We start from the raw sequence: 20,664 nt of genomic DNA, 5'->3' as shown, positions 1-20,664 counted from the left end.
ACGACGATGGCACTGCACCCCGAGGGGATATTCACCAGCGGCCCGCTCTTCCAGCTGGTCGGTCTGGCCGCCGGCCCCGGCGACGCCCTGGAGTGGGAGGTGCTGCGACTCAACCGGATCCTGCTGACCGAGCACTGGGACCCGCACTGGCGCCACCCCTTGCAGCCGCTCGCCTCGCAACTCGACTACATGGCGGTGACGTTCACCGACGCCTTCTTCGACAGCTGTCCGCCGGCCGCCCGCGCCGTGTGGACCGCCGCCGCCGGCGACAGGACCGTACCCGAGTTCATGACGGAGCTGGCCCTGCTGCTGCGCCTCGCCGACCGCGAGGGCGAGCCGGACTACGACGCGGTGCCCCTGGCCGGGTGGGAGGCGGAGGCCAGGTTCCCGCTGCTGCGGGACCTGGACCTGTGGGCCTACCTCGACGAGCACGCCTCGTTCGACAGCGCCTTCCGGGAACGCATCGACGGCGAACACCCGTGGTGCGACCGCGAGCTGGTGCCGATCGTCACCCAGGCCGTGCAGGCCCTCGCGCTGTGCGCGCGGTCGGCGGCCTTCGCCACCGCCTTCCGCGCGTACGCCCCCGCCGCCACCACGGCCACCCTGGAGATCGTCGTCGAACTCGGCCAGGCGCACATGGCCGAGCACCACCGCACCCGGCCGGCCTGAGGCGGGCCGCTCACGTCTCTCACGTCCCGTGCGACTCGAAACGCCAGCGGTGCACGGGGCGGGTCACCAGCTCCGGGGAGGGTTCGGGCAGTTCGGGAAGGTCCGCGTCCAGGGGGGCGTTCCACCAGGTCAGGACCAGGACCCGGTCGCCGGGGGCCGTGAAGGTCTCACGGCGCACCGGCGCCGTGGCCAGCTCCTGGGCACGGGCCCAGGCCAGCAGCTCGCCGCCCCGGCCGTCCGCCGCGCGGGCCTCCCACATCAGGGTGACCACCGTCATGAGTAGAGGTTGTCCTTGCTGACCTCGTGCACGTGGTCGTGGTCGTGGTCGTGGTTGCCCGGCACGTGCGGGTCGGTGACCGGGAGGGACGAGTCCGCCGACAGCTCCAGGTCCGAGGCCGGCCGGTTGCGGGCCACCATCTCCGCCCCGAGCGCCGCGACCATCGCGCCGTTGTCCGTGCACAGCCCGGGGCGCGGCACACGCAGCCGGATGCCGGCGCGCTCGCACCGCTCCTCCGCCAGCGCCCGCAGCCGCGAGTTGGCGGCCACGCCGCCGCCGATCATCAGGTGGTCCACGCCCTGGTCCTTGCAGGCCCGTACGGCCTTGCGGGTCAGGACGTCGACGACCGCCTCCTGGAACGACGCCGCCACGTCCCGTACCGGAACCTCCTCGCCCGCCGCGCGCTTGGCCTCGATCCAGCGGGCGACCGAGGTCTTCAGCCCGGAGAAGGAGAAGTCGTACGCCGGGTCCCGTGGTCCGCTCAGCCCGCGCGGGAACGCGATCGCGTCCGGGTTCCCCTCCTTCGCCAGCCGGTCGATCACCGGCCCGCCGGGGAACCCCAGGTCCAGCACGCGGGCGATCTTGTCGAACGCCTCGCCCGCCGCGTCGTCGATCGTCGCGCCCATCGGCCGTACGTCGGAGGTGATGTCCGGCGCGAGCAGCAGCGACGAGTGGCCGCCGGACACCAGCAGCGCCATCGTCGGCTCGGGCAGCGGCCCGTGCTCCAGCTGGTCGACGCAGATGTGGGAGGCGAGGTGGTTCACGCCGTACAGCGGCTTGTTCAGCGCGTACGCGTACGCCTTCGCCGCCGAGACGCCGACGAGCAGCGCGCCCGCGAGGCCCGGGCCGGCGGTGACGGCGATGCCGTCGAGGTCGCGGGCGGAGACGCCGGCCTGCTTCAGGGCGCGTTCGATGGTCGGGACCATCGCCTCCAGGTGCGCGCGGGAGGCGATCTCGGGCACGACGCCGCCGTACCGGGCATGCGTGTCCACGCTCGACGCGACGGCGTCCGCGAGCAGGGTCGTGCCCCGGACGATGCCGACGCCGGTCTCGTCGCAGGAGGTCTCGATGCCGAGGACGAGGGGTTCGTCAGCCATGACTCTCAGTTCCTTGTACGTTGTGTACGTTCAGGCGCATGACGAGCGCGTCGATGTTGCCCGGCTGGTAGTAGCCGCGGCGGAAGCCGATCGGCTCGAAGCCGAAGCGCTCGTACAGCTTCTGGGCGCGGGTGTTGTCCACGCGCACCTCGAGCAGGACCTCGTCGCACTCGAAGGCGGTGGCGTGCTGGAGCAGGTCCGTGAGCAGCCGGGCGCCGAGCCCGGTGCCCCACTGGTCGCGGGCGACGGCGATGGTCTGTACGTCGCCGAGTCCGCCGGCCGCCGCCAGCCCCGCGTACCCGGTGATCCGGCCGTCCGGGGCCTCGGCGACGACGTAGCGGCGAGTGGCGTGCGGGCCGCGCGCGTGGGCGAGCTCGGACCAGAACATGCCCTCCGACCAGGCGTCGTCGGGGAACAGCTCCCGTTCCAGCTCCAGCACCGGCGCGATGTCCCACCAGCGCATCTCACGAAGCACCGCGGTCACGTCGGTCACGTCGGTCACTTCGGGGTGACCACCTTGTAGTTCTTCGGCACCTGGGCGTCGGGGCGGCGCAGGTACAGCGGCCGCGGTTCGAGGAACCCCTCGCCCGCCTTCAGCCGCTCGGCCGCCAGCGCGGCGAGCGCGGCCGCCGACTGGTGCTCGGGGTCGCGGGCGTCCGGGAACACCTCGCCGTACAGCCGCGCGCCGGCGCCGACCGCCGGGAGGCCGGCGACCTGCTGGGCGATGTCGGCGGGCCGGTCGACGGCGGGGTCGGTCGCGCGCGTACGGCAGTTGTCGTACCGCGCCCAGTAGACCTCCTTGCGGCGCGCGTCCGACGCCACGACGAACGGTTCGTCGATCCCGGAGGCGTACGCGAGTCCGTCGAGGGTGCACAGGCCGTGCACCGGTACGCCGCCGAGCGCCGACGCGAAGGTGGCCGCGGTCACCAGCCCGACCCTGAGACCGGTGTACGGGCCGGGCCCGACGCCCACGACGATGCCGGTCACGGCGTCGAGCTTCAGCCCGGCTTCGCGGAAGACCCGGTGGACGGCGGGCAGCAGCAGCTCCCCGTGGCGGCGGGCGTCCACCTGGGTGGACCCGGCGAGGACGGAGTCCCCGTCATGGAGGGCGACGGTGACGGCGGGTGTGGCGGTATCCATGGCGAGCAAGAGCACGCAAACAGCCTACGGCTCCGTGGCGGCGGGCACGGCGCCCCGGTCCACGCGCGCGTTCCTGCTACGGTCACACCGCATACGTACGTGGGAGAGGTGGGCAGCAGCGTGGCAAGGAGCAGCTCGGGATTCGTGGCCGGGCTCACCGCGGCGGCCATGGCCGCGGTCGCCTTCCTCGCCTACCAGGCGTCGGCCAACGTCCCCGCCGACCTGTCGGAGACGTCTCCCGCCCCGGCCGCCTCGCCGTCGGCCCCGGCGCCGGGCGGCGTGCCCAAGCAGCCGGCCGACCCCGCGCTCGCACTGCCGAAGCAGTCGGGCACGGGTGTACGGGTGGTGTACTCGCTCGGCGAGCGGCGGGTGTGGCTGGTGGGCGAGAAGGACACGGTGACGCGGACGTTCCCGGTGATGCCGAGCACGGTCAACCCGGCCCCGGGCACGTACGCCGTGACGTCCCGCTCCGGCACCGTGCCGGGATCGGACGGCGTCCAGATCGAGCACGTCGTGCGGTTCACGAGCGTCGACGGCGTGACGATCGGCTTCAGCGCGGCGGTCGACGGCTCGATGGCCAGCCCGGACCCGACGCGCCGGACGGGCGGGATCCGCATGAAGCGGGCGGACGGAAACGCGATGTGGACGTTCGCGACGGTCAACTCCAAGGTCGTCGTCGTCCCCTGACCACCCGCCCCACACGGCCCGACGCGGCGCGCCGCCCCGGCCCCACCTGCACGCGGCCTTGCGCGGTACGCGGCCCTGGGCCGGCTCGGACTCACACCACCCCGGCCGGCGCACAGCCCGGCCACGTACGCGGGTCCCTCAGGCGGTACGGCGACCGGACGCGGCACGTGGCCCTGGCGCCACGCGGCCTTGGGGCACGCAGGCGTGTACGGTACGCGCACCGTACGCGGTACGCGGTACGCGGCCGTGGGCCGGCTCGGGCGGACGCACAGCCCGGCCACGTACGCGGCACCTGGTCCTGGGCGCCACGCGGCCCTGGTGCACGCAGGCGCGTGCGGTGCGCAGCCGGTCACACGGCACCGGGCGGGCACGCAGCCCGGTGCGGCGCCGTCGTGTGCGCCGCCGGGCGCGCGGGGCGGTCCCCGTGGCGGCGCGAGCGACCCGCGCGGTGCGGCACGCCCCGGCCGGGGCGCACGCGGCTTGCCCAGTGCGCGGTCGGCGTACCGATGCGCCCCCTACGCCGCGCGGCGCCGCTCCGGGGCGGCCTCGCGGGGCTCGGGGGCGTCGGTGACGTCGGTGACGTCCCAGGCGTCGTCCGCGGTGGCCGCGTCCTCGGGGTCGGCATCGGTCCGGGGTGGTGTGGAGACGGCGCTGGCCGCCGCGCACGAGGCCAGCAGATCGCGCATCGACACATCCTGCTGCTTCGACGTCGGCATGGTCGCCTCCTCGGGCTCCGGGGGCAGGCGTGGTTAGGTAGACCTAACCAGGTCCTGGTATCCATGTGACCACGCCTCGGAGGTACGGCGCAACATTATGCCGACGTCTTGTCGGAAAGTACGGCGCGCGGTCGGCGACCGGTCACCCCAGCGCCAGGTCCACGCCCGCCCAGCGCGCCCCGTACCCCGTCAGCGTCACGACCCGCCGCTCGTCGTCCGTGGACCCGACGACCCGGTGGATGACGACGTGCAGCCGGTCCTCCGTGAGGTCCTCCACCTTGCCCTCGCCCCACTCCACGACCACCACCGACTCGGGCAGCGACACGTCGAGGTCGAGGTCCTCCATCTCGTCGAGTCCGCCGCCCAGGCGGTAGGCGTCGACGTGGACGAGCGCGGGGCCGCCCACCAGCGACGGGTGGACGCGTGCGATGACGAACGTCGGGGACGTCACCGCGCCGCGCACCCCCAGGCCTTCGCCGAGCCCGCGCGTCAGCGTCGTCTTGCCGGCGCCGAGCTCGCCGGTGAGCATGACGAGGTCACCGGGGCGCAGCAGTTTGGCGAGCGTGCGGCCCAGCTCCTGCGTCTGCTCAGGTGCGTGGAGGGTGAATCGGGCGACGGGGCCGGCGGGCTCAGCCGCCGGGCTGTGCGGTGCTTCCATACGTGCCAACGTTAGTCGCTGACGGTACCGCGCCCACCCGTACCAGCAGGTCCGCGAGCCGGTCGGTGACCGCCTCCGGGTGCTCCAGCATCACCAGGTGCCCGCCGTCGGGCACTATGACCAGCTCGGCGTCCGGCAGCAGGTCCGCGATCGCCTCCGTGTGGGAGCTGGGCGTGACCAGGTCCTGGTCGCCGGCGAGCGCCAGCACCGGCACCTCGGCGAAGATGCTCAGCGCCTCCGCCTTGTCGTGCTCGGTGAACGCCGGGTAGAACTCGGCGACCACGTCGATGGGTGTCCCCTCGATCATCCGCTCGGCGAACCGGGCGACCGCCGGGTCCACGTCCCTCGACGAGAACGAATAGCGCTTGATGAGCCCCGCGAACAGATCCGCCGTCGCCCGGCGGCCCCGTTCCACCAGCTCCGCCTGCGAGCCCAGCGCCCGCAGCACACCCGGCAGCACCCGGCGTACGGCGTTCACGCCCGCGACCGGCAGCCCGTAGTTGACCTCGCCGAGGTTGCCGCACGACGTACCGACGAAGGCGACGCCGACGACCCGCTCGCGGATCAGCTCCGGGTACTGCTCGGCCAGCGCCATCACCGTCATGCCGCCCATCGAGTGCCCCACCAGTACCAGCGGCCCCTCGGGGGCGGCCGCGTCGATGACCGCCTTCAGGTCGCGGCCGAGCTGGTCGATGGAGACCGGCACCCGGTCGGGCCCGCGCTGGGCGGCGCCCCGCCCGGAACGGCCGTGGCTGCGCTGGTCCCAGTGGACCGTGCGGACCAGCCCGCGCAGGGCGGCACGCTGGAAGTGCCAGGAGTCCTGGTTGAGGCAGTAGCCGTGGCTGAAGACGACCGTGACGGGGGCGGGCTCCCGGCGCCCGAAGAGCCGGCGGCGGCGCGGCGCGCCGGACTCCGCCTCCACCTCGTCGACCTCGTAGTACAGCTCGGTGCCGTCGTCGGCCTCGGCCCGGCCCGGGGTGCCGCGCAGCGAGCCGTACGGACCGGCGGCGTCCAGCGCGAGGCGCGCCTTGCGGCGCATGCCGCGCCCGACGGTGAGCCGTTCGAGGGCGACACCGGCCGCCGCGCCCGCCGCGATCACTCCTATCGCGGCCCCGGCGACACCGGCGCGGCGCCAATTGCCGGCCGCGCCGGCCGCCGCGGAAATCGCTTCCGCCGCGTCCACCGAACTGGTCTCACTCACTACGGCTGCTCCTTAAGGCTCCCGCTACTCGTTCAGGTAGACGCGTGGTACCCGCGAACCGATGCGCGTCACGATCTCGTACGCGATCGTGTCCGCGGCGCGTGCCCAGTCCTCGGCGGTCGGCTCACCGTCATCACCTGCCCCGAACAGCACGGCTTGTGCACCGGGCTCGACGGCGTCCCCCTGGAGGTCGACGACGAACTGGTCCATCGCGACCCGCCCGGCCACCGTCCGCACCTTGCCGCCGACCAGCACCGGGCCGCGTCCGGACGCGTGGCGCGGGATGCCGTCGGCGTACCCGAGGGGGACGAGGCCGAGGGTGGTGGCGCGCTCGGTGACGTAGTGGTGCCCGTAACTGACGCCGTGGCCGGGCGGTACGTCCTTGACGAGCGCGACGCTCCCCACCAGCCGCATGACGGGCCGCAGCCCGAAGTCGGCCGCGGTCCCGAGCTCCGGGCCGGGCGAGACGCCGTACATCGCGATGCCGGGCCGTACGAGGTCGAAGTACGTCTCGGGGAGGGTGAGCGTGGCCGGGGAGTTGGCCATGTGCCGCACCTCGGGCTCGACGCCCGCCTTCTCGGCGTACGTCAGCATCTCGTGGAACGTCTCCAGCTGGGCGCCGATGGAGGGGTGACCGGGCTCGTCCGCGCACGCGAAGTGCGACCAGATGCCGGTGACCTTCAGCAGGCCCTCGGCCTGGGCCGCCAGGGCCTCGCCGACGAGCCGGGGCCAGTCGGCGGGCTGGCAGCCGTTGCGGCCGAGCCCGGTGTCGGCCTTGAGCTGGACGCGCGCCGGCTGTGCGGTCCGGCGCGCGGCCTCCTTGACCTCGTCCAGGGCCCACATGCCGCTCACGGTCATGTCCAGGCCGGCCCGGATGCCGTCGTCCCAGGGGTCCCCGGGCGTCCACAGCCAGCACAGGACGGGCGCGTCGATTCCGGCGGCCCGCAGCGCGAGCGCCTCGTGCGGCGTGGCGGTGCCGAGCCAGGTGGCCCCGGCCTCCAGCGCCGCCCGCGCACAGGGCACGGCCCCGTGCCCGTACGCGTCGGCCTTCACGACGCCCATGACCTGAACGTCCGTCCCCACGCGCCCCCGCAGGGTACGCACATTGGCGCGCAACGCCCCGAGATCGATCTCGGCGCGGGCGCGAAGGGTCTGCGGTGTCTCACTCATCGCGCCCAGTCTCTCAGGTGCACGCCCCACCTCCCCTGTGTCCCCGCCCACGCCCCCGGAAGGCCCCGTACTTCAGGTCCCGGGAGCCCGGCTTCCGGCCGGGAGGGCGGGGCGGGACAGCGCCTGGGGAGCGCCCCGGTGCGGGCCCCCGGCTTCCGGAGCGGCCCTCAGCCCCGCACGTCCCGCCACGCCCCCGGGAGCGCCTCTGCCACGTCGTACGCCGCGATGGGGGCGTCGCGGGCGGCGCGGCGGGCCGCCAGGCCGTGGAGGTAGGCGGCGACCGACGCGGCGTCGCGCGCGGCGAGGCCGGCGGCCAGCAGGGAGCCCGCGAGGCCCGACAGGACGTCGCCGCTGCCGGCGGTGGCGAGCCAGGGCGTGCCCGTGGGGTTGACGCGTACCGGGCCGTCGGCCGAGGCGACGAGGGTCGTCGAGCCTTTGAGCAGCACCGTCGCCCCGTAGCGTCCCGCCAGTTCCCGGACCGCCTCCAGGCGCCGCGACTCCACGTCCTCCCGGGCGGTGCCCAGGAGGGCCGCCGCCTCGCCCGCGTGCGGGGTGAGGACCGTGGGCGCCGGGCGGGAGCGCACCGCCGCGGGGTCGAGGTTGCGCAGTCCGTCGGCGTCCACCAGGACGGGGACGTCCGAGCCGAGGACGTCGTCCGCGCCCGGCGTGTCGCCCAGGCCCGGCCCGATCACCCACGCCTGGACGCGCCCCGCCTTCCCGGGAGGCCCCGCGTGCACCAGCGTCTCCGGGTGGCGCGCGAGCACCGCGTCGCCGGCCGGCCCGACGTACCGCACCGCCCCGGCGCCGCCCCGCAGCGCGCCCGACACCGCGAGGACGGCCGCGCCCGGGTAGCGCGCCGAGCCGGCGACGACACCGACCACGCCGCGCCGGTACTTGTCGCTCTCCCCCGCCGGGACCGGCAACAGCCGCGCCACGTCCAGGTGCTGGAGGGCCTCGACGTCCGGCGCCGAAGGGAGGGCGAGGCCGATGTCCACGAGCCGCAGCGCCCCGGCGTGCTCCCGCGCCGGGTCGATCAGCAGCCCCGGCTTGTACGCCCCGAACGTCACCGTCGCGTCCGCCCGCACCGCCTCCCCGTGCACCTCCCCCGTGTCGGCGTCCACGCCGCTCGGCAGGTCGACGGCCACCACGACGGCCGCCGAGTCCCGCGCCGCCCGGACCACGTCCACGGCCTCCGGCCGCAGCCCGCCGCGCCCGCCGATCCCGGTGATGCCGTCCAGGACCAGGTCGGCCCGCTCCAGCACTCGGAGGGCGTCCTCGGCCACCCGGCCTCCGGCCCCCGTCAGCGCGCCCAGCCCGCCCTCGTGGGCGCGCGAGCCCAGCAGCACCGCCGACACGCGCGCGCCCCGGCGCGCCAGCCGGGCGCCCGCGTACAGCGCGTCGCCCCCGTTGTCGCCGCTGCCCACGAGCAGCACCACCCGGGCGCCGTACACCCGGCCGAGCAGCCCGGCGCACGCGGCGGCCAGCCCCGCCGCCGCCCGCTGCATCAGCGCGCCCTCCGGCAGCGTCGCCATCAACGCGGCCTCGGCGGCCCGTACGGTCTCCACGCGGTAAGCGGTACGCATGGGCTCAACCCTCCGCGATCACCACGGCCGACGCCACCCCCGCGTCATGGCTGAGCGATACGTGCCAGTGCCGTACGCCCAGCTCGGCGGCGCGCGCCGCGACCGTGCCGCGCACCCGCAGCCGGGGCTGCCCACTGTCCTCGACGTACACCTCCGCGTCCGTCCAGTGCAGCCCGGCCGGCGCGCCGAGCGCCTTCGCGATCGCCTCCTTCGCCGCGAACCGCGCCGCGAGCGAGGCGATACCGCGCCGCTCCCCGCTCGGCAGGAGCAACTCCCGCTCCAGGAACAGCCGCTGCGCCATGTGCGGCGTACGCTCCATCGCCGCCGCGAACCGGTCGATCTCCGCCACGTCGATCCCCACCCCGATGATCATTCGACCGTGACCGACTTCGCCAGGTTGCGCGGCTGGTCCACCTCGTTGCCGCGTACCGTCGCCAGCTCGCAGGCGAAGACCTGCAACGGCACCGTCGACACCATCGGCTGCAACAGCACCGGCGTCACCGGGATACGGATCAAATGGTCCGCGTAGGGCGTCACCGCCTCGTCCCCCTCCTCCGCGATCACGATCGTGCGGGCGCCGCGCGCCCGGATCTCCTGGATGTTCGACACGATCTTGTCGTGCAGCACCGACCGGCCGCGCGGGGACGGCACCACGACCACGACCGGCAGGTCCTCCTCGATCAGCGCGATCGGTCCGTGCTTCAACTCGCCGGCCGCGAAACCCTCCGCGTGCATGTACGCGAGCTCCTTGAGCTTCAACGCGCCCTCCAGCGCCACCGGATAGCCCACGTGCCGCCCCAGGAACAGCACCGTGTTCTTGTCCGCCAGCGACCGCGCCAGCTCCCGCACCGGCTCCATGGTCTCCAGGACCCGGTCGACGTCGTCCGCGATCCGCGCCAGGTCCTTGACGACCGCCCGGATCTCGTCGCCCCACTTCGTCCCCCGCAACTGCCCCAGGTACAGCGCCAGCAGGTACACGGCCACGAGCTGCGTCAGGAACGCCTTGGTGGACGCCACCGCCACCTCCGGGCCGGCGTGCGTGTACAGCACGCCGTCCGACTCGCGCGGGATCGTCGAGCCGTTGGTGTTGCAGATCGCCAGCACCCGCGCACCCTGCGCCCGGGCGTGCCGCAGCGCCATCAGGGTGTCCATCGTCTCGCCGGACTGCGAGATCGCGATCACCAGCGTCCGGTGGTCCAGGATCGGGTCCCGGTAGCGGAACTCGCTGGCCAGCTCCACCTCGCACGGGATGCGGGTCCAGTGCTCGATGGCGTACTTGGCGATCAGCCCGGCGTGGAACGCCGTCCCGCACGCCACCACGACCACCTTGTGCGCCTCGCGCAGCACCTCGTCGGCGATCCGCAGCTCGTCCAGCCGCAGCGCACCGCTCGCGTCGATACGGCCCAGGAGCGTGTCGGCGACCGCCTTCGGCTGCTCGGCGATCTCCTTGAGCATGAAGTAGTCGTAACCCCCCTTCTCGGCCGCGGAGGCGTCCCAGTCCACGTGGTACGCGCGTACGTCGGCGGGCGCCCCGTCGAAGTCGGTGACCGTCACCCCGTCCCGGCGCAGCTCCACCACCTGGTCCTGCCCCAGCTCGATCGCGGACCGGGTGTGGGCGATGAACGCGGCCACGTCCGAGGCGAGGAACGCCTCGCCCTGCCCGACCCCCACCACCAGCGGCGAGTTGCGCCGCGCGCCGACGACCACGTCCGGCTGGTCGGCGTGCACGGCGACGAGGGTGAAGGCGCCCTCCAGCCGCCGGCACACCAGCCGCATCGCCTCCGCCAGGTCGCCGGACGACGAGAACGACTCGGCCAGCAGGTGCGAGACGACCTCGGTGTCCGTCTCGGACTCCAGGGTGTGCCCCCGCTCGGCCAGTTCGGCGCGCAGCGGCGCGAAGTTCTCGATGATGCCGTTGTGGACGACGGCGACCCGCCCGGCGTTGTCGAGGTGCGGGTGCGCGTTGGCGTCGGTCGGCCCGCCGTGCGTCGCCCACCGGGTGTGCCCGATCCCCGCGTTCCCGGTCGGCAGGGGCCGGCTGACCAGCTCCTTCTCCAGGTTGACGAGCTTGCCCGCCTTCTTCGCCGCGGCCATCGAGCCGTCGGCGAGCACCGCGACACCGGCCGAGTCGTAGCCCCGGTACTCGAGCCGCTTGAGGCCCGCGATCACCACATCAAGCGCCGACTGCCCGCCGACGTACCCCACGATTCCGCACATGCCGACGAGCCTAAAGCCGCCCGCCCCCTCAGGTCCGCAAGGCCGTCCGAGCAGGACCGAGCAGGACCCGAGCAGGACCGAGTACGACCGGCTACGCCCGCCGCAGACCGGGTCAGGCCTTCGCGCGGTACGCCCGCATGGCCAGCGGGTAGAAGACGACGGCTATGCCCGCCGCCCATATCAGCGACCACAGCAGCGGCCGCCCCACCTCGCCGCCCAGCAGCAGACCGCGGAACGCGTCCGACAGGTGCGTCACCGGGTTGACGTGCACCCAGGCCTGGAGCCAGCCGGGCATCGTGTCGACCACGACGAACGCACTGGAGGTGAAGGTGATCGGGAAGATCAGCGTGAAGCCGAAGGCCTGCACCTTCTCCGCGTCACCCGCCAGCATCCCGACGAGCACCGCGCACCACGACACGGCAGCCGCGAAGATTACGAGCAGCAGGGCGCCCGCCAGGAACCCGCCCAGGCCACCGGTGATGCGGAAGCCGAGCGCCACGCCGAGGCCCATCATCAGCAGCATCGCCCACAGGTGCTTGGCCAGGTCGGCGGTGATCCGGCCGATCAGCGGCGCCGACCGGGCTATCGGCAGGCTCCGCAGCCGGTCGAACACCCCTTTCGTCAGGTCGGTGTTGAGGGCCATCGCCGTGTAGATGGTCATGAACAGCGTGTTCTGGACGATGATCCCGGGCAGCGCGTACTTCAGGTACGCGTCCGGCGATCCGGCCATCTGCCCGCCCATCACATACGTGAAGAGGAACACGAACATGATCGGCGTGATGCTGTAGTCGACGAGCTCCAGCGGGTTGTGCTTGACGGCCACCAGACTCCGCCACGCCATCGTGGCGGTCTGCCGCAGGCCGGCGCCCGGCCGCACCCGGCCGCTCGCGGTCAGGGGCGCGCCGATCGTCGTGGCGGTCATGCCGAACTCACCACCTTCTCGATGTCGCTGTCATCGGGTTCCACCTCCGCGGCGCCGGTCCCCGCCTCCGCCCGGTGCCCGGTCAGGGCCAGGAAGACCTCGTCCAGCGACGAGCGGCGCAGCGTCAGCTCACCTACCGCGATCCCCGCCCCGTCCAGCCGCCGTACGACGGCGGGCATCAGCTCCGGACCGTTCACCGGTGCCGTGATCACGTCCCCCTCGATCTTGGTCTGCCGGCCGGCCGCCTCCGCCACCAGCGCGTGGGCGCCCGCCAGGTCGTGCGCCCGCACCGGCCGGACCTGGAGCACCTGGCCGCCCACCTGGGACTTCAGCTCGTCGGGCGTACCCTCCGCGATGACCCGGCCCTTGTCGATCACCACGATGTTGTCGGCGAGCATGTCCGCCTCGTTCAGATACTGCGTCGTCAGCAGGGCCGTCACCCCCTCGGCGACCAGGCCGCGCAGCATGTCCCACAGCTCGCCGCGGCTGCGCGGGTCCAGGCCCGTGGTCGGCTCGTCGAGGAACAGGATCCGCGGCCGCCCCACCAGGCTCGCCGCCAGGTCCAGCCTCCGGCGCATACCGCCCGAGTACGTCTTCACCGCGCGCCCCGCCGCGTCGGCCAGCCCGAACCGGTCCAGCAGCTCCGCGGCCCGCGCCCTCGCCTCCCGCCTCGGTATCCCCAGCAGCCGCCCGATCAGCAGCAGGTTCTCCGTGCCCGTCAGGTTCTCGTCGACCGCCGCGTACTGCCCTGTCAGACCCACGAGCGAGCGCACCCGCCCCGCCTCCCGCACCACGTCGTGCCCGGCCACCAGCGCCCGGCCGGCGTCGGGCTCCAGCAGCGTGGCGAAGATCCGTACGGCCGTGGTCTTCCCCGCCCCGTTGGGCCCCAGCAGCCCCAGGACCGTCCCGGTGCGGGCGGCCAGGTCCACCCCGTCCAGCGCCCGGGTCTCCTTGAACCGTTTGGCCAGGCCTTCCGCCTGGATCGCATACGTCATGGGACTGTTCCCCTCGGCTCGGGTCGTACCACACGGACGCCGGGCCTCGACGCCCACCTTCCCCACAACTGTGACGCACGCCACTGACATTCCAGTCGCCGCGAGGACGGCCGAGGGTGACCGAGCACACGACCCACAACACCCCCGCAAGCACGACAATGGCCGTGTGATCACTTCGCCGCCACGCAGCGCCGCCGCCCACCGCCGTGCGGAGGCCACTCCGTACGTCGACCTCACCCGCGAGGAGTGGAGCGCGCTGCGCGACAAGACGCCGCTGCCCCTCACCGCCGAGGAGGTCGAGCAGGTGCGCGGTCTCGGCGACGTCATCGACCTCGACGAGGTCCGCGACATCTACCTCCCGCTCTCCCGCCTCCTCAACCTGTACGTCGGCGCCACCGCCAATCTGCGCGGCGCCCTCAACACGTTCCTCGGCGAGAAGAGCGCCCAGCGCGGCACCCCGTTCGTCATAGGGGTCGCCGGCTCCGTCGCCGTCGGCAAGTCCACCGTCGCCCGGCTCCTCCAGGCACTGCTCGCCCGCTGGCCCGAGCACCCGCGCGTGGAGCGGGTCACCACCGACGGGTTCCTCCTGCCCATGAAGGAGCTCCAGGAGCGCGGCCTGATGTCCAGGAAGGGCTTCCCCGAGTCGTACGACCGGCGCGCCCTGACCCGGTTCGTCGCCGACATCAAGGCGGGCAAGGACGAGGTCACCGCCCCCGTCTACTCACACCTGATCTACGACATCGTCCCCGGCGAGCGCCTCACGGTCCGGCGCCCCGACATCCTGATCGTCGAGGGCCTCAACGTCCTCCAGCCCGCCCTGCCCGGCAAGGACGGCCGCACCCGCGTCGGCCTCGCCGACTACTTCGACTTCTCGGTGTACGTCGACGCGCGCCCCGAGGACATCGAGGCCTGGTACCTGAATCGTTTCCGCAAGCTGCGCGCGACCGCGTTCCAGAACCCCTCCTCGTACTTCCAGAAGTACACCCAGGTCAGCGAGGAAGAGGCGCTGGACTACGCCCGTACCATGTGGCGGACCGTCAACAAGGTGAACCTGCTGGAGAACGTGGCGCCGACGCGGGGGCGTGCCACCCTCGTCGTACGCAAGGGCCCGGACCACAAGGTCCAGCGCCTCTCCCTCCGCAAGCTCTGACGCCCGCCCCCGACACGTTCTGGAAGAGAGCCCGTGCGCAGAAAGGGGCGCCCCACCGGTAACCGGTGGGGCGCCCCTTTCACATCAGTGGTCAGCCCAGCGCGGACTTCACCACGTCCGCGAGTTCCCCGGCGACCGAGCGGGCCTGCTCGATGTCGGCGGCCTCGACCATGACGCGGACCAGCGGCTCGGTGCCCGAGGGGCGCAGCAGGACGCGGCCGGTGGTGCCCAGGCGGCGCTCGGCGTCCGCGACGGCGGTGCCCAGCTCGGGGGAGGTCTTCACGCGCGTCTTGTCGACGTCCTTGACGTTGATCAGCACCTGCGGCAGCCGCTCCATGACCCCGGCCAGCTCGGCCAGCGTCCGCCCGGTCGCCGCCACGCGCGCGGCCAGCAGCAGACCGGTCAGGGTGCCGTCGCCGGTGGTGGCGTGGTCCAGGACGATGACGTGCCCGGACTGCTCACCGCCGAGCGCGTACCCGTGCTCCTTCATCGACTCCAGTACGTAACGGTCGCCGACCGCCGTCTGGACGAGCTGGAGGCCCTCGCGCTCCATGGCGAGCTTGAAGCCGAGGTTCGACATGACGGTCGCGACGACGGTGTCCCCGCGCAGCGTGCCCGCCTCGCGCATGGCCAGCGCCAGCACGGCCAGGATCTGGTCGCCGTCGACCTCGGCACCGGTGTGGTCCACCGCCAGGCAGCGGTCGGCGTCGCCGTCGTGGGCGATGCCGAGGTCCGCGCCGTGCTCGACGACGGCGGCCTTCAGCATCTCCAGGTGGGTGGAGCCGCAGCCGTCGTTGATGTTGAGCCCGTCCGGGGTGGCGCCGATGGTGATGACCTCGGCCCCGGCCTGCTGGAACGCGGCGGGCGACACACCGGACGCGGCACCGTGCGCCTCATCCAGGACGATCTTGAGCCCGTCGAGCCGGTTCGGCAGGACCGACAGCAGGTGGGCGACGTACTGGTCGAAGCCCTCCTTGTAGTCGGCGATCCGGCCGACCCCGCCGCCGGTCGGCCGGTCCCACGGCTCACCGGTGCGGTGCTGGTCGTACACGGCCTCGATACGGTCCTCCAGCTCGTCGGCCAGCTTGTGGCCGCCGCGCGCGAAGAACTTGATGCCGTTGTCCGGCATGGCGTTGTGGCTGGCGGAGAGCATCACGCCCAGGTCGGCACCGAGCGCGCCCGTCAGGTACGCGACGGCCGGCGTCGGCAGCACGCCGACCCGCATGACGTCCACGCCCGCGCTCGCGAGGCCCGCCACGACGGCGGCCTCCAGGAACTCTCCCGACGCACGCGGGTCCCGCCCGACCACGGCGGTCGGCCGGTGTCCTTCAAAGGTCCCCGCTTCGGCGAGCACGTGCGCCGCCGCGACCGACAGGCCGAGCGCGAGCTCCGCCGTCAGATCCGCGTTGGCGACACCGCGCACACCATCCGTGCCGAAGAGTCGTCCCACAGCTGTCCTCCGAGTTACTCCGAAAAAGCAAGGTGAAGCGTATAGACGTACGCCCCGGCAGCACGAAGGTGCCGCCGGGGCGTACGTTGAGCAGACCGAGCAGGCGTGATTAGCGCTTGCTGTACTGCGGGGCCTTACGGGCCTTCTTGAGACCGGCCTTCTTGCGCTCGACCGCACGGTCGTCGCGGCTCAGGAAGCCGGCCTTCTTCAGCGGGCCGCGGTTGTTGTCCACGTCCGCCTCGTTCAGCGCGCGGGCCACGCCGAGGCGCAGGGCACCGGCCTGGCCGGAGACGCCGCCACCCGAGATGCGGGCGATGACGTCGTAGCGGTTGTCGAGCTCGAGCACCTTGAAGGGCTCGTTGACTTCCTGCTGGTGCACCTTGTTCGGGAAGTAGTCCTCGAGGGTGCGACCGTTGATCTTCCACTTGCCGGTGCCCGGAACGATCCGGACGCGGGCGATGGCGTTCTTGCGGCGGCCCAGGCCGGCGGCCGGCTGCGGCTCGCCGAAGCGGGACGCGAGGGACTCCGAGGTGTACTCACCCTCGACGGGGACCTCGGACTCGAAGGTGGTGACCTCGGCGTAGGTCTCCTCGCCCTCGATGGGGTTCTCAACAGTGGTCTCGGCCACGATGCTCCTCAGATTCTTTTCGTCTTAGGGGGTGGCCGGACTTACTGCGCGACCTGGGTGATCTCGAACGGGACCGGCTGCTGGGCAGCGTGCGGGTGGTTCTCGCCCGCGTAGACCTTCAGCTTCGAGAGCATCTGACGGCCAAGGGTGTTCTTGGGGAGCATGCCCTTGACGGCCTTCTCAACAGCCTTCTCGGGGTTCTTCTCAAGCAGCTCGTCGTAGCGGACGGAGCGCAGACCACCCGGGTAACCGGAGTGGCGGTACGCCATCTTCTGGGTCCGCTTGTTGCCGGACAGGTGCACCTTGTCGGCGTTGATGATGATGACGAAGTCACCGGTGTCAACGTGCGGTGCATAGATCGGCTTGTGCTTGCCCCGCAGAAGGGTGGCGGCGGTGGTCGCCAGACGGCCCAGGACGATGTCCTGCGCGTCGATGATGTGCCACTGGCGCGTCACATCGCCGGGCTTGGGGCTGTACGTACGCACGGTCGTAGCCTTCGCTTCTTCAGTGAGTGGGTCCTGACAAGGCCACCCGGACGATCACGACAGCCTTGACCGCACATCGGGGACGCAACCCGAGTGCGTGTCGCTGGTCATCGGCCCGGTGGACCGGCGTAACGGCCTCTCACGTGAGAACGAGCAAGCCAATACGCATAACGAACCAGAAGGATACGCCGCGTGCCCCGTACGGGTCAAAACAGCCCCGCCAGGCACCCCCGCCCGGGGCCCCGTGCGGGTGCGTTCGGTCAGGGCGCGCCGAGTGCCTTGGCCAGGAACTCGGCCTCGTTGCGGCCCAGCGCCGTGGCGATGGTCATCCGGGCGCCGGAGATCCGCTCCATGATCTTCGGGGCGGCGAGCAGACGCTTGTCGCCCTGGACGAACGCCAGCTGGTCCCCGGGCACGGGCCGCCCGGCCACCTGGCCGGTGAGCTCGGCCCACTTCTCGCGGTCGGCCGCCTGGAACGTGACGTCGACGACCCAGCCCATGCCGTTCTCCTTGTCCTCGTACGCCCGCACGGCCGTGAACCTGCGCACCGTCATCCCGTCCCCGGTGGTGATCACGCAGGCCTGGCGGTCGTCGGACGTGTACGCCCGGCCCTCCGGCGCCCCCTCCGGGCACACCCCGAAGGACTCCGACTCCACCGGGAGGATGCGGACCGGCTGGTCGGGCAGCCCCGCGGCCCCCGCCTCGCCGTCGGCGGCCCACGGCTCCAGCACCAGCAGCCCTGCCAGGGCGAGCGCCGGCGCCACCGCGCCGCCGGCCCACCACCGCGCGCCCACCCGGCGCCGTGGGGTGGCCGGAGCGGACGGAGCGGTCACCGCGGGGGCGAAGCGCGCGGTCGGGGGCGGCGGCGCCACCGGCCCGGTCGGCGCGTCCGGCCCGACCCTCCGGCGGGCCTCCTCCACGGCCCGGGTACGCCGCTCCCGGTGCCGCTCGATGGCCGCCAGCCACCGCGCGTCGAGCCAGTCGGCGCCGCCCCGCGCGTCCGGCCGCTGCCCCAGCCTCGCCCCGCACAGGGCGAGGACGTCCGCCGGGGTGGGCCGCTCGGCCGGGTCCAGGGCCAGGCACGGCAGTACGAGCGGCTCCAGCTCGCGCGGCAGGCCGGAGACGTCCAGCTCGCCCGTGGCGGCCCGGACGAGCTGCTCCACGGCGGCGCCCGCCCCGCCGTCCCGGTAGGGGGCGCGGCCCACCGCGAGGTGGAAGAGCGTGGCGCCCATCGAGAACACGTCCGAAGCCGGTGTCGTCGGCTCGCCGCGCGCCTGCTCGGGCGCCGCGTAGACGATCGTCCCGAGGGCCGTCTGCGTACGCGTCAGGTCACCGGCCTGCGAGATGCCGAAGTCGATGACCCGGGGACCGTCCACCGGCAGCAGGACGTTGGACGGCTTGACGTCCCGGTGCACCAGACCGGCCTCGTGAATGCTGACCAGGGCCTCGGCGATGCCGGCGGCCACCCAGTACAGCGCGCCGCCCCTGAGCGGGCCGCAGCCGTCCACCAGGTCCCGCAGCGAGGGCGCCGGGACGTACTCCGTCGCCATCCACGGCACCGGACCCGTCGCGTCGGCGTCGACCACGCTCGCGGTGTACACGCCGCGCACCCGCCGGGCGAGCGCCACCTCGCGGGCGAAGCGGCGCCGGTCCGCCGTACCCGCCGGGGCTCCCGCGCCATCGCCGAGCAGCGTCTTGACCGCCACCGTCCGGCCGCCCGGCGAGCGGGCCAGGTAGATGCGGCCCATGCCGCCGCTGGCCAGCTCGGCCAGCACCGTGAACGATCCCAGCCGGTGCCCCGGCCGCAGCGCGCCCCGAGTGTCCGTCACGCCGTCGCCATGCATGCCCGCCCGCCCCCAGGTCCGACCCGCCCCGACACTGCGCGCACTGTACCGGTGACGCGCCGTGCCGCTCCAGGAAACCGCCTCCAGGAAACCGCCTCCAGGGAACCGTCTCCAGGAAACGGCGGCCTACCGCGCCCGCTCCACCCGGCGCTCGTCCCACACCGGCTCGGGCGTTTCCCGGACGACCCCGTCGGAGCCGAACACCAGATACCGGTCGAAGGAGCGCGCGAACCAGCGGTCGTGCGTGACGGCCAGCACCGTCCCCTCGTACGCCTCCAGCCCCACCTGGAGGGCCTCGGCCGACTCCAGGTCCAGGTTGTCCGTCGGCTCGTCCAGCAGGAGCGCGGTGGTGCCCGCCAGCTCCAGCAGCAGGATCTGGAACCGGGCCTGCTGCCCGCCCGACAGCCGGTCGAACACCTGGTCGCCCTGCCGCTCCAGCTCGTACCGCCGCAGCACGGACATCGCGCCGCCCCGGTCCTTGGCGTGCTCGGTCCACAGGATGTCGACGAGGGTGCGGCCCATCAGCTCGGGGTGGGCGTGCGTCTGGGCGAAGTGCCCGGGCACCACCCGCGCGCCCAGCTTCCACGACCCGCTGTGGGCGACCTCCTCCCCCGCCAGCAGCCGCAGGAAGTGCGACTTCCCGGACCCGTTCGACCCCAGGACGGCCACCCGCTCCCCGTAGAAGACCTCCAGGGAGAACGGCTTCATCAGGCCGGTCAGCTCCAGGTCCGCGCACGTCACCGCCCGCACCCCCGTACGCCCGCCCCGCAGCCGCATCCGGATGTCCTGCTCCCGCGGCGGCTCCGGCGGCGGACCCGCCTCCTCGAACTTCCGCAGCCGCGTCTGAGCGGCCGCGTACCGCGACGCCATCTCATGGCTGACCGACGCCGCCTGCCGCAGGTTCACCACCAGCCGCTTCAGCTGCTGGTGCTTCTCCTCCCACCTGCGCTTCAGCTCCTCGAACCGCGCGAACCGCTCCCGCCGCGCCTCGTGGAACGTCCCGAAGCCGCCACCGTGCACCCATACATCCGACCCCGCCGGGCCCGGCTCCACGGCCACGATCTTCTCGGCGGCCCGCGCCAGGAGCTCCCGGTCGTGCGACACGAACAGCACGGTCTTACGGGTCTCGGCAAGCCGCTCCTCCAGCCACCGCTTCCCCGGCACGTCGAGGTAGTTGTCCGGCTCGTCCAGGAGCAGCACCTCCTCGGGGCCGCGCAGCAGCGCCTCCAGGACCAGCCGCTTCTGCTCGCCGCCGCTCAGCGTCCGTACGTCACGGAACTGCGCCTTGTCGTACGGCACCCCCAGCGCCGCCATCGTGCACATGTCCCAGACCGTCTCGGCCTCGTACCCCCGCGCCTCCGCCCAGTCGCTCAGCGCCTGCGCGTACGCCAACTGCGCGGCCTCGTCGTCGACCGTCAGGATCCGGTGCTCGGCGGCGTCCACCGCGGCCGCCGCCTCCCGGATCCGCGCGGGCGCGACCGACACCAGCAGGTCCCGCACGCTCCGCTCGTCCCGTACCGACCCGACGAACTGCGGCATCACGCCCAGCCCGCCCGACACGGTCACCGTCCCCCCGTGCGGCTGGAGGTCGCCCGCGATCAGCCGCAGCAGCGTCGTCTTGCCGGCCCCGTTCGCGCCGACGAGCGCCACCACCGCGCCCTCACCCACCCGGAACGACACATCACCGAGCAGCACCCGCCCGTCCGGCAGGTAGTACTCCAGATGCGCGACCTCTACATGTCCCATGGCCGCATTGTCTCCGGGGGCCGACCCCC

21 protein-coding genes are annotated in these 20,664 nt (G+C 73.2%); 3 read left to right on the top strand and 18 right to left on the bottom strand.

From position 1 onward, the window contains the following. The first annotated feature begins 6 nt into the window (after positions 1–6). Positions 7–669 (top strand): hypothetical protein, encoded by a 663-nt coding sequence (locus AMK26_RS07950; protein ID WP_073753541.1) that lies wholly within the window; start codon positions 7–9, stop codon positions 667–669. A gap of 19 nt (positions 670–688) precedes the next feature. Here the strand turns inward: AMK26_RS07950 and AMK26_RS07945 are convergent, their stop codons facing one another. The 4 genes from AMK26_RS07945 to tsaB are packed head-to-tail and all read right to left on the bottom strand — an operon-like array spanning position 689 to position 3,198. Next, entirely contained in the window at positions 689–946 is a 258-nt protein-coding gene (locus tag AMK26_RS07945; protein ID WP_073753539.1) for a hypothetical protein, read from the bottom strand. Then, on the bottom strand, positions 943–2,043 hold the full coding sequence (tsaD, locus tag AMK26_RS07940; protein WP_073753537.1) for a tRNA (adenosine(37)-N6)-threonylcarbamoyltransferase complex transferase subunit TsaD: 1,101 nt from the start codon (positions 2,041–2,043) through the stop codon (positions 943–945). Before tsaD ends, AMK26_RS07945 begins: the two co-directional genes overlap by 4 nt. After that, entirely contained in the window at positions 2,036–2,506 is a 471-nt protein-coding gene (rimI, locus tag AMK26_RS07935; RefSeq protein WP_073754710.1) for a ribosomal protein S18-alanine N-acetyltransferase, read from the bottom strand. Before rimI ends, tsaD begins: the two co-directional genes overlap by 8 nt. Positions 2,507–2,541: 35 nt before the next feature. Continuing rightward, complete coding sequence (gene tsaB, locus AMK26_RS07930) at positions 2,542–3,198, bottom strand: tRNA (adenosine(37)-N6)-threonylcarbamoyltransferase complex dimerization subunit type 1 TsaB (protein ID WP_073753535.1); 657 nt, start codon at positions 3,196–3,198, stop codon at positions 2,542–2,544. A 129-nt stretch (positions 3,199–3,327) separates the two neighbouring features. Here tsaB and AMK26_RS07925 point away from each other — a divergent pair, with 129 nt between their 5' ends. Further along, positions 3,328–3,870 (top strand): hypothetical protein, encoded by a 543-nt coding sequence (locus tag AMK26_RS07925; RefSeq protein ID WP_073753534.1) that lies wholly within the window; start codon positions 3,328–3,330, stop codon positions 3,868–3,870. 515 nt (positions 3,871–4,385) lie between these two features. Here AMK26_RS07925 and AMK26_RS07920 read toward each other — a convergent pair. From AMK26_RS07920 to AMK26_RS07880, 9 genes are all read right to left on the bottom strand, one after another. Then, positions 4,386–4,586, bottom strand: coding sequence for a hypothetical protein (locus AMK26_RS07920; RefSeq protein WP_073753532.1), 201 nt, complete (start codon positions 4,584–4,586; stop codon positions 4,386–4,388). A 142-nt stretch (positions 4,587–4,728) separates the two neighbouring features. Beyond that, a complete protein-coding gene (tsaE, locus tag AMK26_RS07915; protein ID WP_073753530.1) occupies positions 4,729–5,244 on the bottom strand; it encodes a tRNA (adenosine(37)-N6)-threonylcarbamoyltransferase complex ATPase subunit type 1 TsaE in 516 nt (171 codons plus the stop codon). Continuing rightward, positions 5,216–6,445: an alpha/beta fold hydrolase gene (locus AMK26_RS07910; RefSeq protein WP_073753528.1), complete on the bottom strand. Its 1,230-nt coding sequence runs from the start codon at positions 6,443–6,445 to the stop codon at positions 5,216–5,218. The genes tsaE and AMK26_RS07910 overlap by 29 nt, the downstream gene beginning before the upstream one ends. A 24-nt stretch (positions 6,446–6,469) precedes the next feature. Beyond that, positions 6,470–7,615 carry an alanine racemase gene (gene alr / locus AMK26_RS07905; protein ID WP_073753526.1) on the bottom strand — a complete coding sequence of 382 codons (1,146 nt, stop codon included), beginning with the start codon at positions 7,613–7,615 and terminating at the stop codon, positions 6,470–6,472. Between the two features lie 167 nt (positions 7,616–7,782). Continuing rightward, the gene (locus AMK26_RS07900; protein ID WP_073753524.1) at positions 7,783–9,198 is read right to left on the bottom strand and encodes a bifunctional ADP-dependent NAD(P)H-hydrate dehydratase/NAD(P)H-hydrate epimerase; all 1,416 of its coding nucleotides are present in this window, start codon (positions 9,196–9,198) and stop codon (positions 7,783–7,785) included. Positions 9,199–9,202: 4 nt separating this feature from the next. Further along, positions 9,203–9,571, bottom strand: a complete 369-nt coding sequence (locus AMK26_RS07895) for a holo-ACP synthase (RefSeq protein ID WP_073753522.1) — start codon at positions 9,569–9,571, stop codon at positions 9,203–9,205. Then, positions 9,568–11,415, bottom strand: a complete 1,848-nt coding sequence (gene glmS, locus AMK26_RS07890; RefSeq protein WP_073753520.1) for a glutamine--fructose-6-phosphate transaminase (isomerizing) — start codon at positions 11,413–11,415, stop codon at positions 9,568–9,570. The genes AMK26_RS07895 and glmS overlap by 4 nt, the downstream gene beginning before the upstream one ends. Before the next feature lie 112 nt (positions 11,416–11,527). Further along, the gene (locus tag AMK26_RS07885) at positions 11,528–12,337 is read right to left on the bottom strand and encodes an ABC transporter permease (RefSeq protein ID WP_073753518.1); all 810 of its coding nucleotides are present in this window, start codon (positions 12,335–12,337) and stop codon (positions 11,528–11,530) included. Beyond that, positions 12,334–13,332, bottom strand: a complete 999-nt coding sequence (locus tag AMK26_RS07880) for an ATP-binding cassette domain-containing protein (RefSeq protein WP_073753516.1) — start codon at positions 13,330–13,332, stop codon at positions 12,334–12,336. The genes AMK26_RS07885 and AMK26_RS07880 overlap by 4 nt, the downstream gene beginning before the upstream one ends. A 166-nt stretch (positions 13,333–13,498) precedes the next feature. On the opposite strand from AMK26_RS07880, the gene coaA reads away from it, so the two are divergent. Continuing rightward, positions 13,499–14,482: a type I pantothenate kinase gene (gene coaA, locus AMK26_RS07875; RefSeq protein WP_073753514.1), complete on the top strand. Its 984-nt coding sequence runs from the start codon at positions 13,499–13,501 to the stop codon at positions 14,480–14,482. 91 nt (positions 14,483–14,573) lie between these two features. Here the strand turns inward: coaA and glmM are convergent, their stop codons facing one another. The 5 genes from glmM to AMK26_RS07850 form a co-directional block, all read right to left on the bottom strand. Then, the gene (glmM, locus tag AMK26_RS07870; RefSeq protein WP_073753512.1) at positions 14,574–15,932 is read right to left on the bottom strand and encodes a phosphoglucosamine mutase; all 1,359 of its coding nucleotides are present in this window, start codon (positions 15,930–15,932) and stop codon (positions 14,574–14,576) included. Positions 15,933–16,041: 109 nt separating this feature from the next. Next, positions 16,042–16,560, bottom strand: a complete 519-nt coding sequence (gene rpsI / locus AMK26_RS07865) for a 30S ribosomal protein S9 (protein ID WP_031076704.1) — start codon at positions 16,558–16,560, stop codon at positions 16,042–16,044. Between the two features lie 41 nt (positions 16,561–16,601). After that, entirely contained in the window at positions 16,602–17,045 is a 444-nt protein-coding gene (gene rplM / locus AMK26_RS07860) for a 50S ribosomal protein L13 (protein ID WP_073753510.1), read from the bottom strand. A 260-nt stretch (positions 17,046–17,305) separates the two neighbouring features. Continuing rightward, positions 17,306–18,874, bottom strand: coding sequence for a serine/threonine-protein kinase (locus tag AMK26_RS07855; protein WP_158071105.1), 1,569 nt, complete (start codon positions 18,872–18,874; stop codon positions 17,306–17,308). A gap of 141 nt (positions 18,875–19,015) precedes the next feature. Beyond that, positions 19,016–20,635: an ABC-F family ATP-binding cassette domain-containing protein gene (locus tag AMK26_RS07850; RefSeq protein ID WP_073753506.1), complete on the bottom strand. Its 1,620-nt coding sequence runs from the start codon at positions 20,633–20,635 to the stop codon at positions 19,016–19,018. Positions 20,636–20,664: the final 29 nt, after the last annotated feature.

The sequence above is a fragment of the Streptomyces sp. CB03234 genome, assembly GCF_001905885.1.
Lineage (GTDB): Bacteria > Actinomycetota > Actinomycetes > Streptomycetales > Streptomycetaceae > Streptomyces.
The sequence above is the reverse complement of the archived record's forward strand: the minus strand, read 5'-3'. Positions and strand labels throughout refer to the sequence as shown.

Excerpts from the sequence above, each read along its gene's own strand:
- AMK26_RS07945 (WP_073753539.1), bottom strand. The coding sequence starts at position 946 with ATGACGGTGGTCACCCTGATGTGGGAGGCCCGCGCGGCGGACGGCCGG.
- AMK26_RS07880 (WP_073753516.1), bottom strand. The coding sequence starts at position 13,332 with ATGACGTATGCGATCCAGGCGGAAGGCCTGGCCAAACGGTTCAAGGAG.
- AMK26_RS07920 (WP_073753532.1), bottom strand. The coding sequence starts at position 4,586 with ATGCCGACGTCGAAGCAGCAGGATGTGTCGATGCGCGATCTGCTGGCC.
- alr (WP_073753526.1), bottom strand. The coding sequence starts at position 7,615 with ATGAGTGAGACACCGCAGACCCTTCGCGCCCGCGCCGAGATCGATCTC.
- tsaD (WP_073753537.1), bottom strand. The coding sequence starts at position 2,043 with ATGGCTGACGAACCCCTCGTCCTCGGCATCGAGACCTCCTGCGACGAG.
- glmS (WP_073753520.1), bottom strand. The coding sequence starts at position 11,415 with ATGTGCGGAATCGTGGGGTACGTCGGCGGGCAGTCGGCGCTTGATGTG.
- AMK26_RS07895 (WP_073753522.1), bottom strand. The coding sequence starts at position 9,571 with ATGATCATCGGGGTGGGGATCGACGTGGCGGAGATCGACCGGTTCGCG.
- AMK26_RS07900 (WP_073753524.1), bottom strand. The coding sequence starts at position 9,198 with ATGCGTACCGCTTACCGCGTGGAGACCGTACGGGCCGCCGAGGCCGCG.
- rimI (WP_073754710.1), bottom strand. The coding sequence starts at position 2,506 with ATGCGCTGGTGGGACATCGCGCCGGTGCTGGAGCTGGAACGGGAGCTG.
- AMK26_RS07885 (WP_073753518.1), bottom strand. The coding sequence starts at position 12,337 with ATGACCGCCACGACGATCGGCGCGCCCCTGACCGCGAGCGGCCGGGTG.
- tsaE (WP_073753530.1), bottom strand. The coding sequence starts at position 5,244 with ATGGAAGCACCGCACAGCCCGGCGGCTGAGCCCGCCGGCCCCGTCGCC.
- AMK26_RS07950 (WP_073753541.1), top strand. The coding sequence starts at position 7 with ATGGCACTGCACCCCGAGGGGATATTCACCAGCGGCCCGCTCTTCCAG.
- AMK26_RS07850 (WP_073753506.1), bottom strand. The coding sequence starts at position 20,635 with ATGGGACATGTAGAGGTCGCGCATCTGGAGTACTACCTGCCGGACGGG.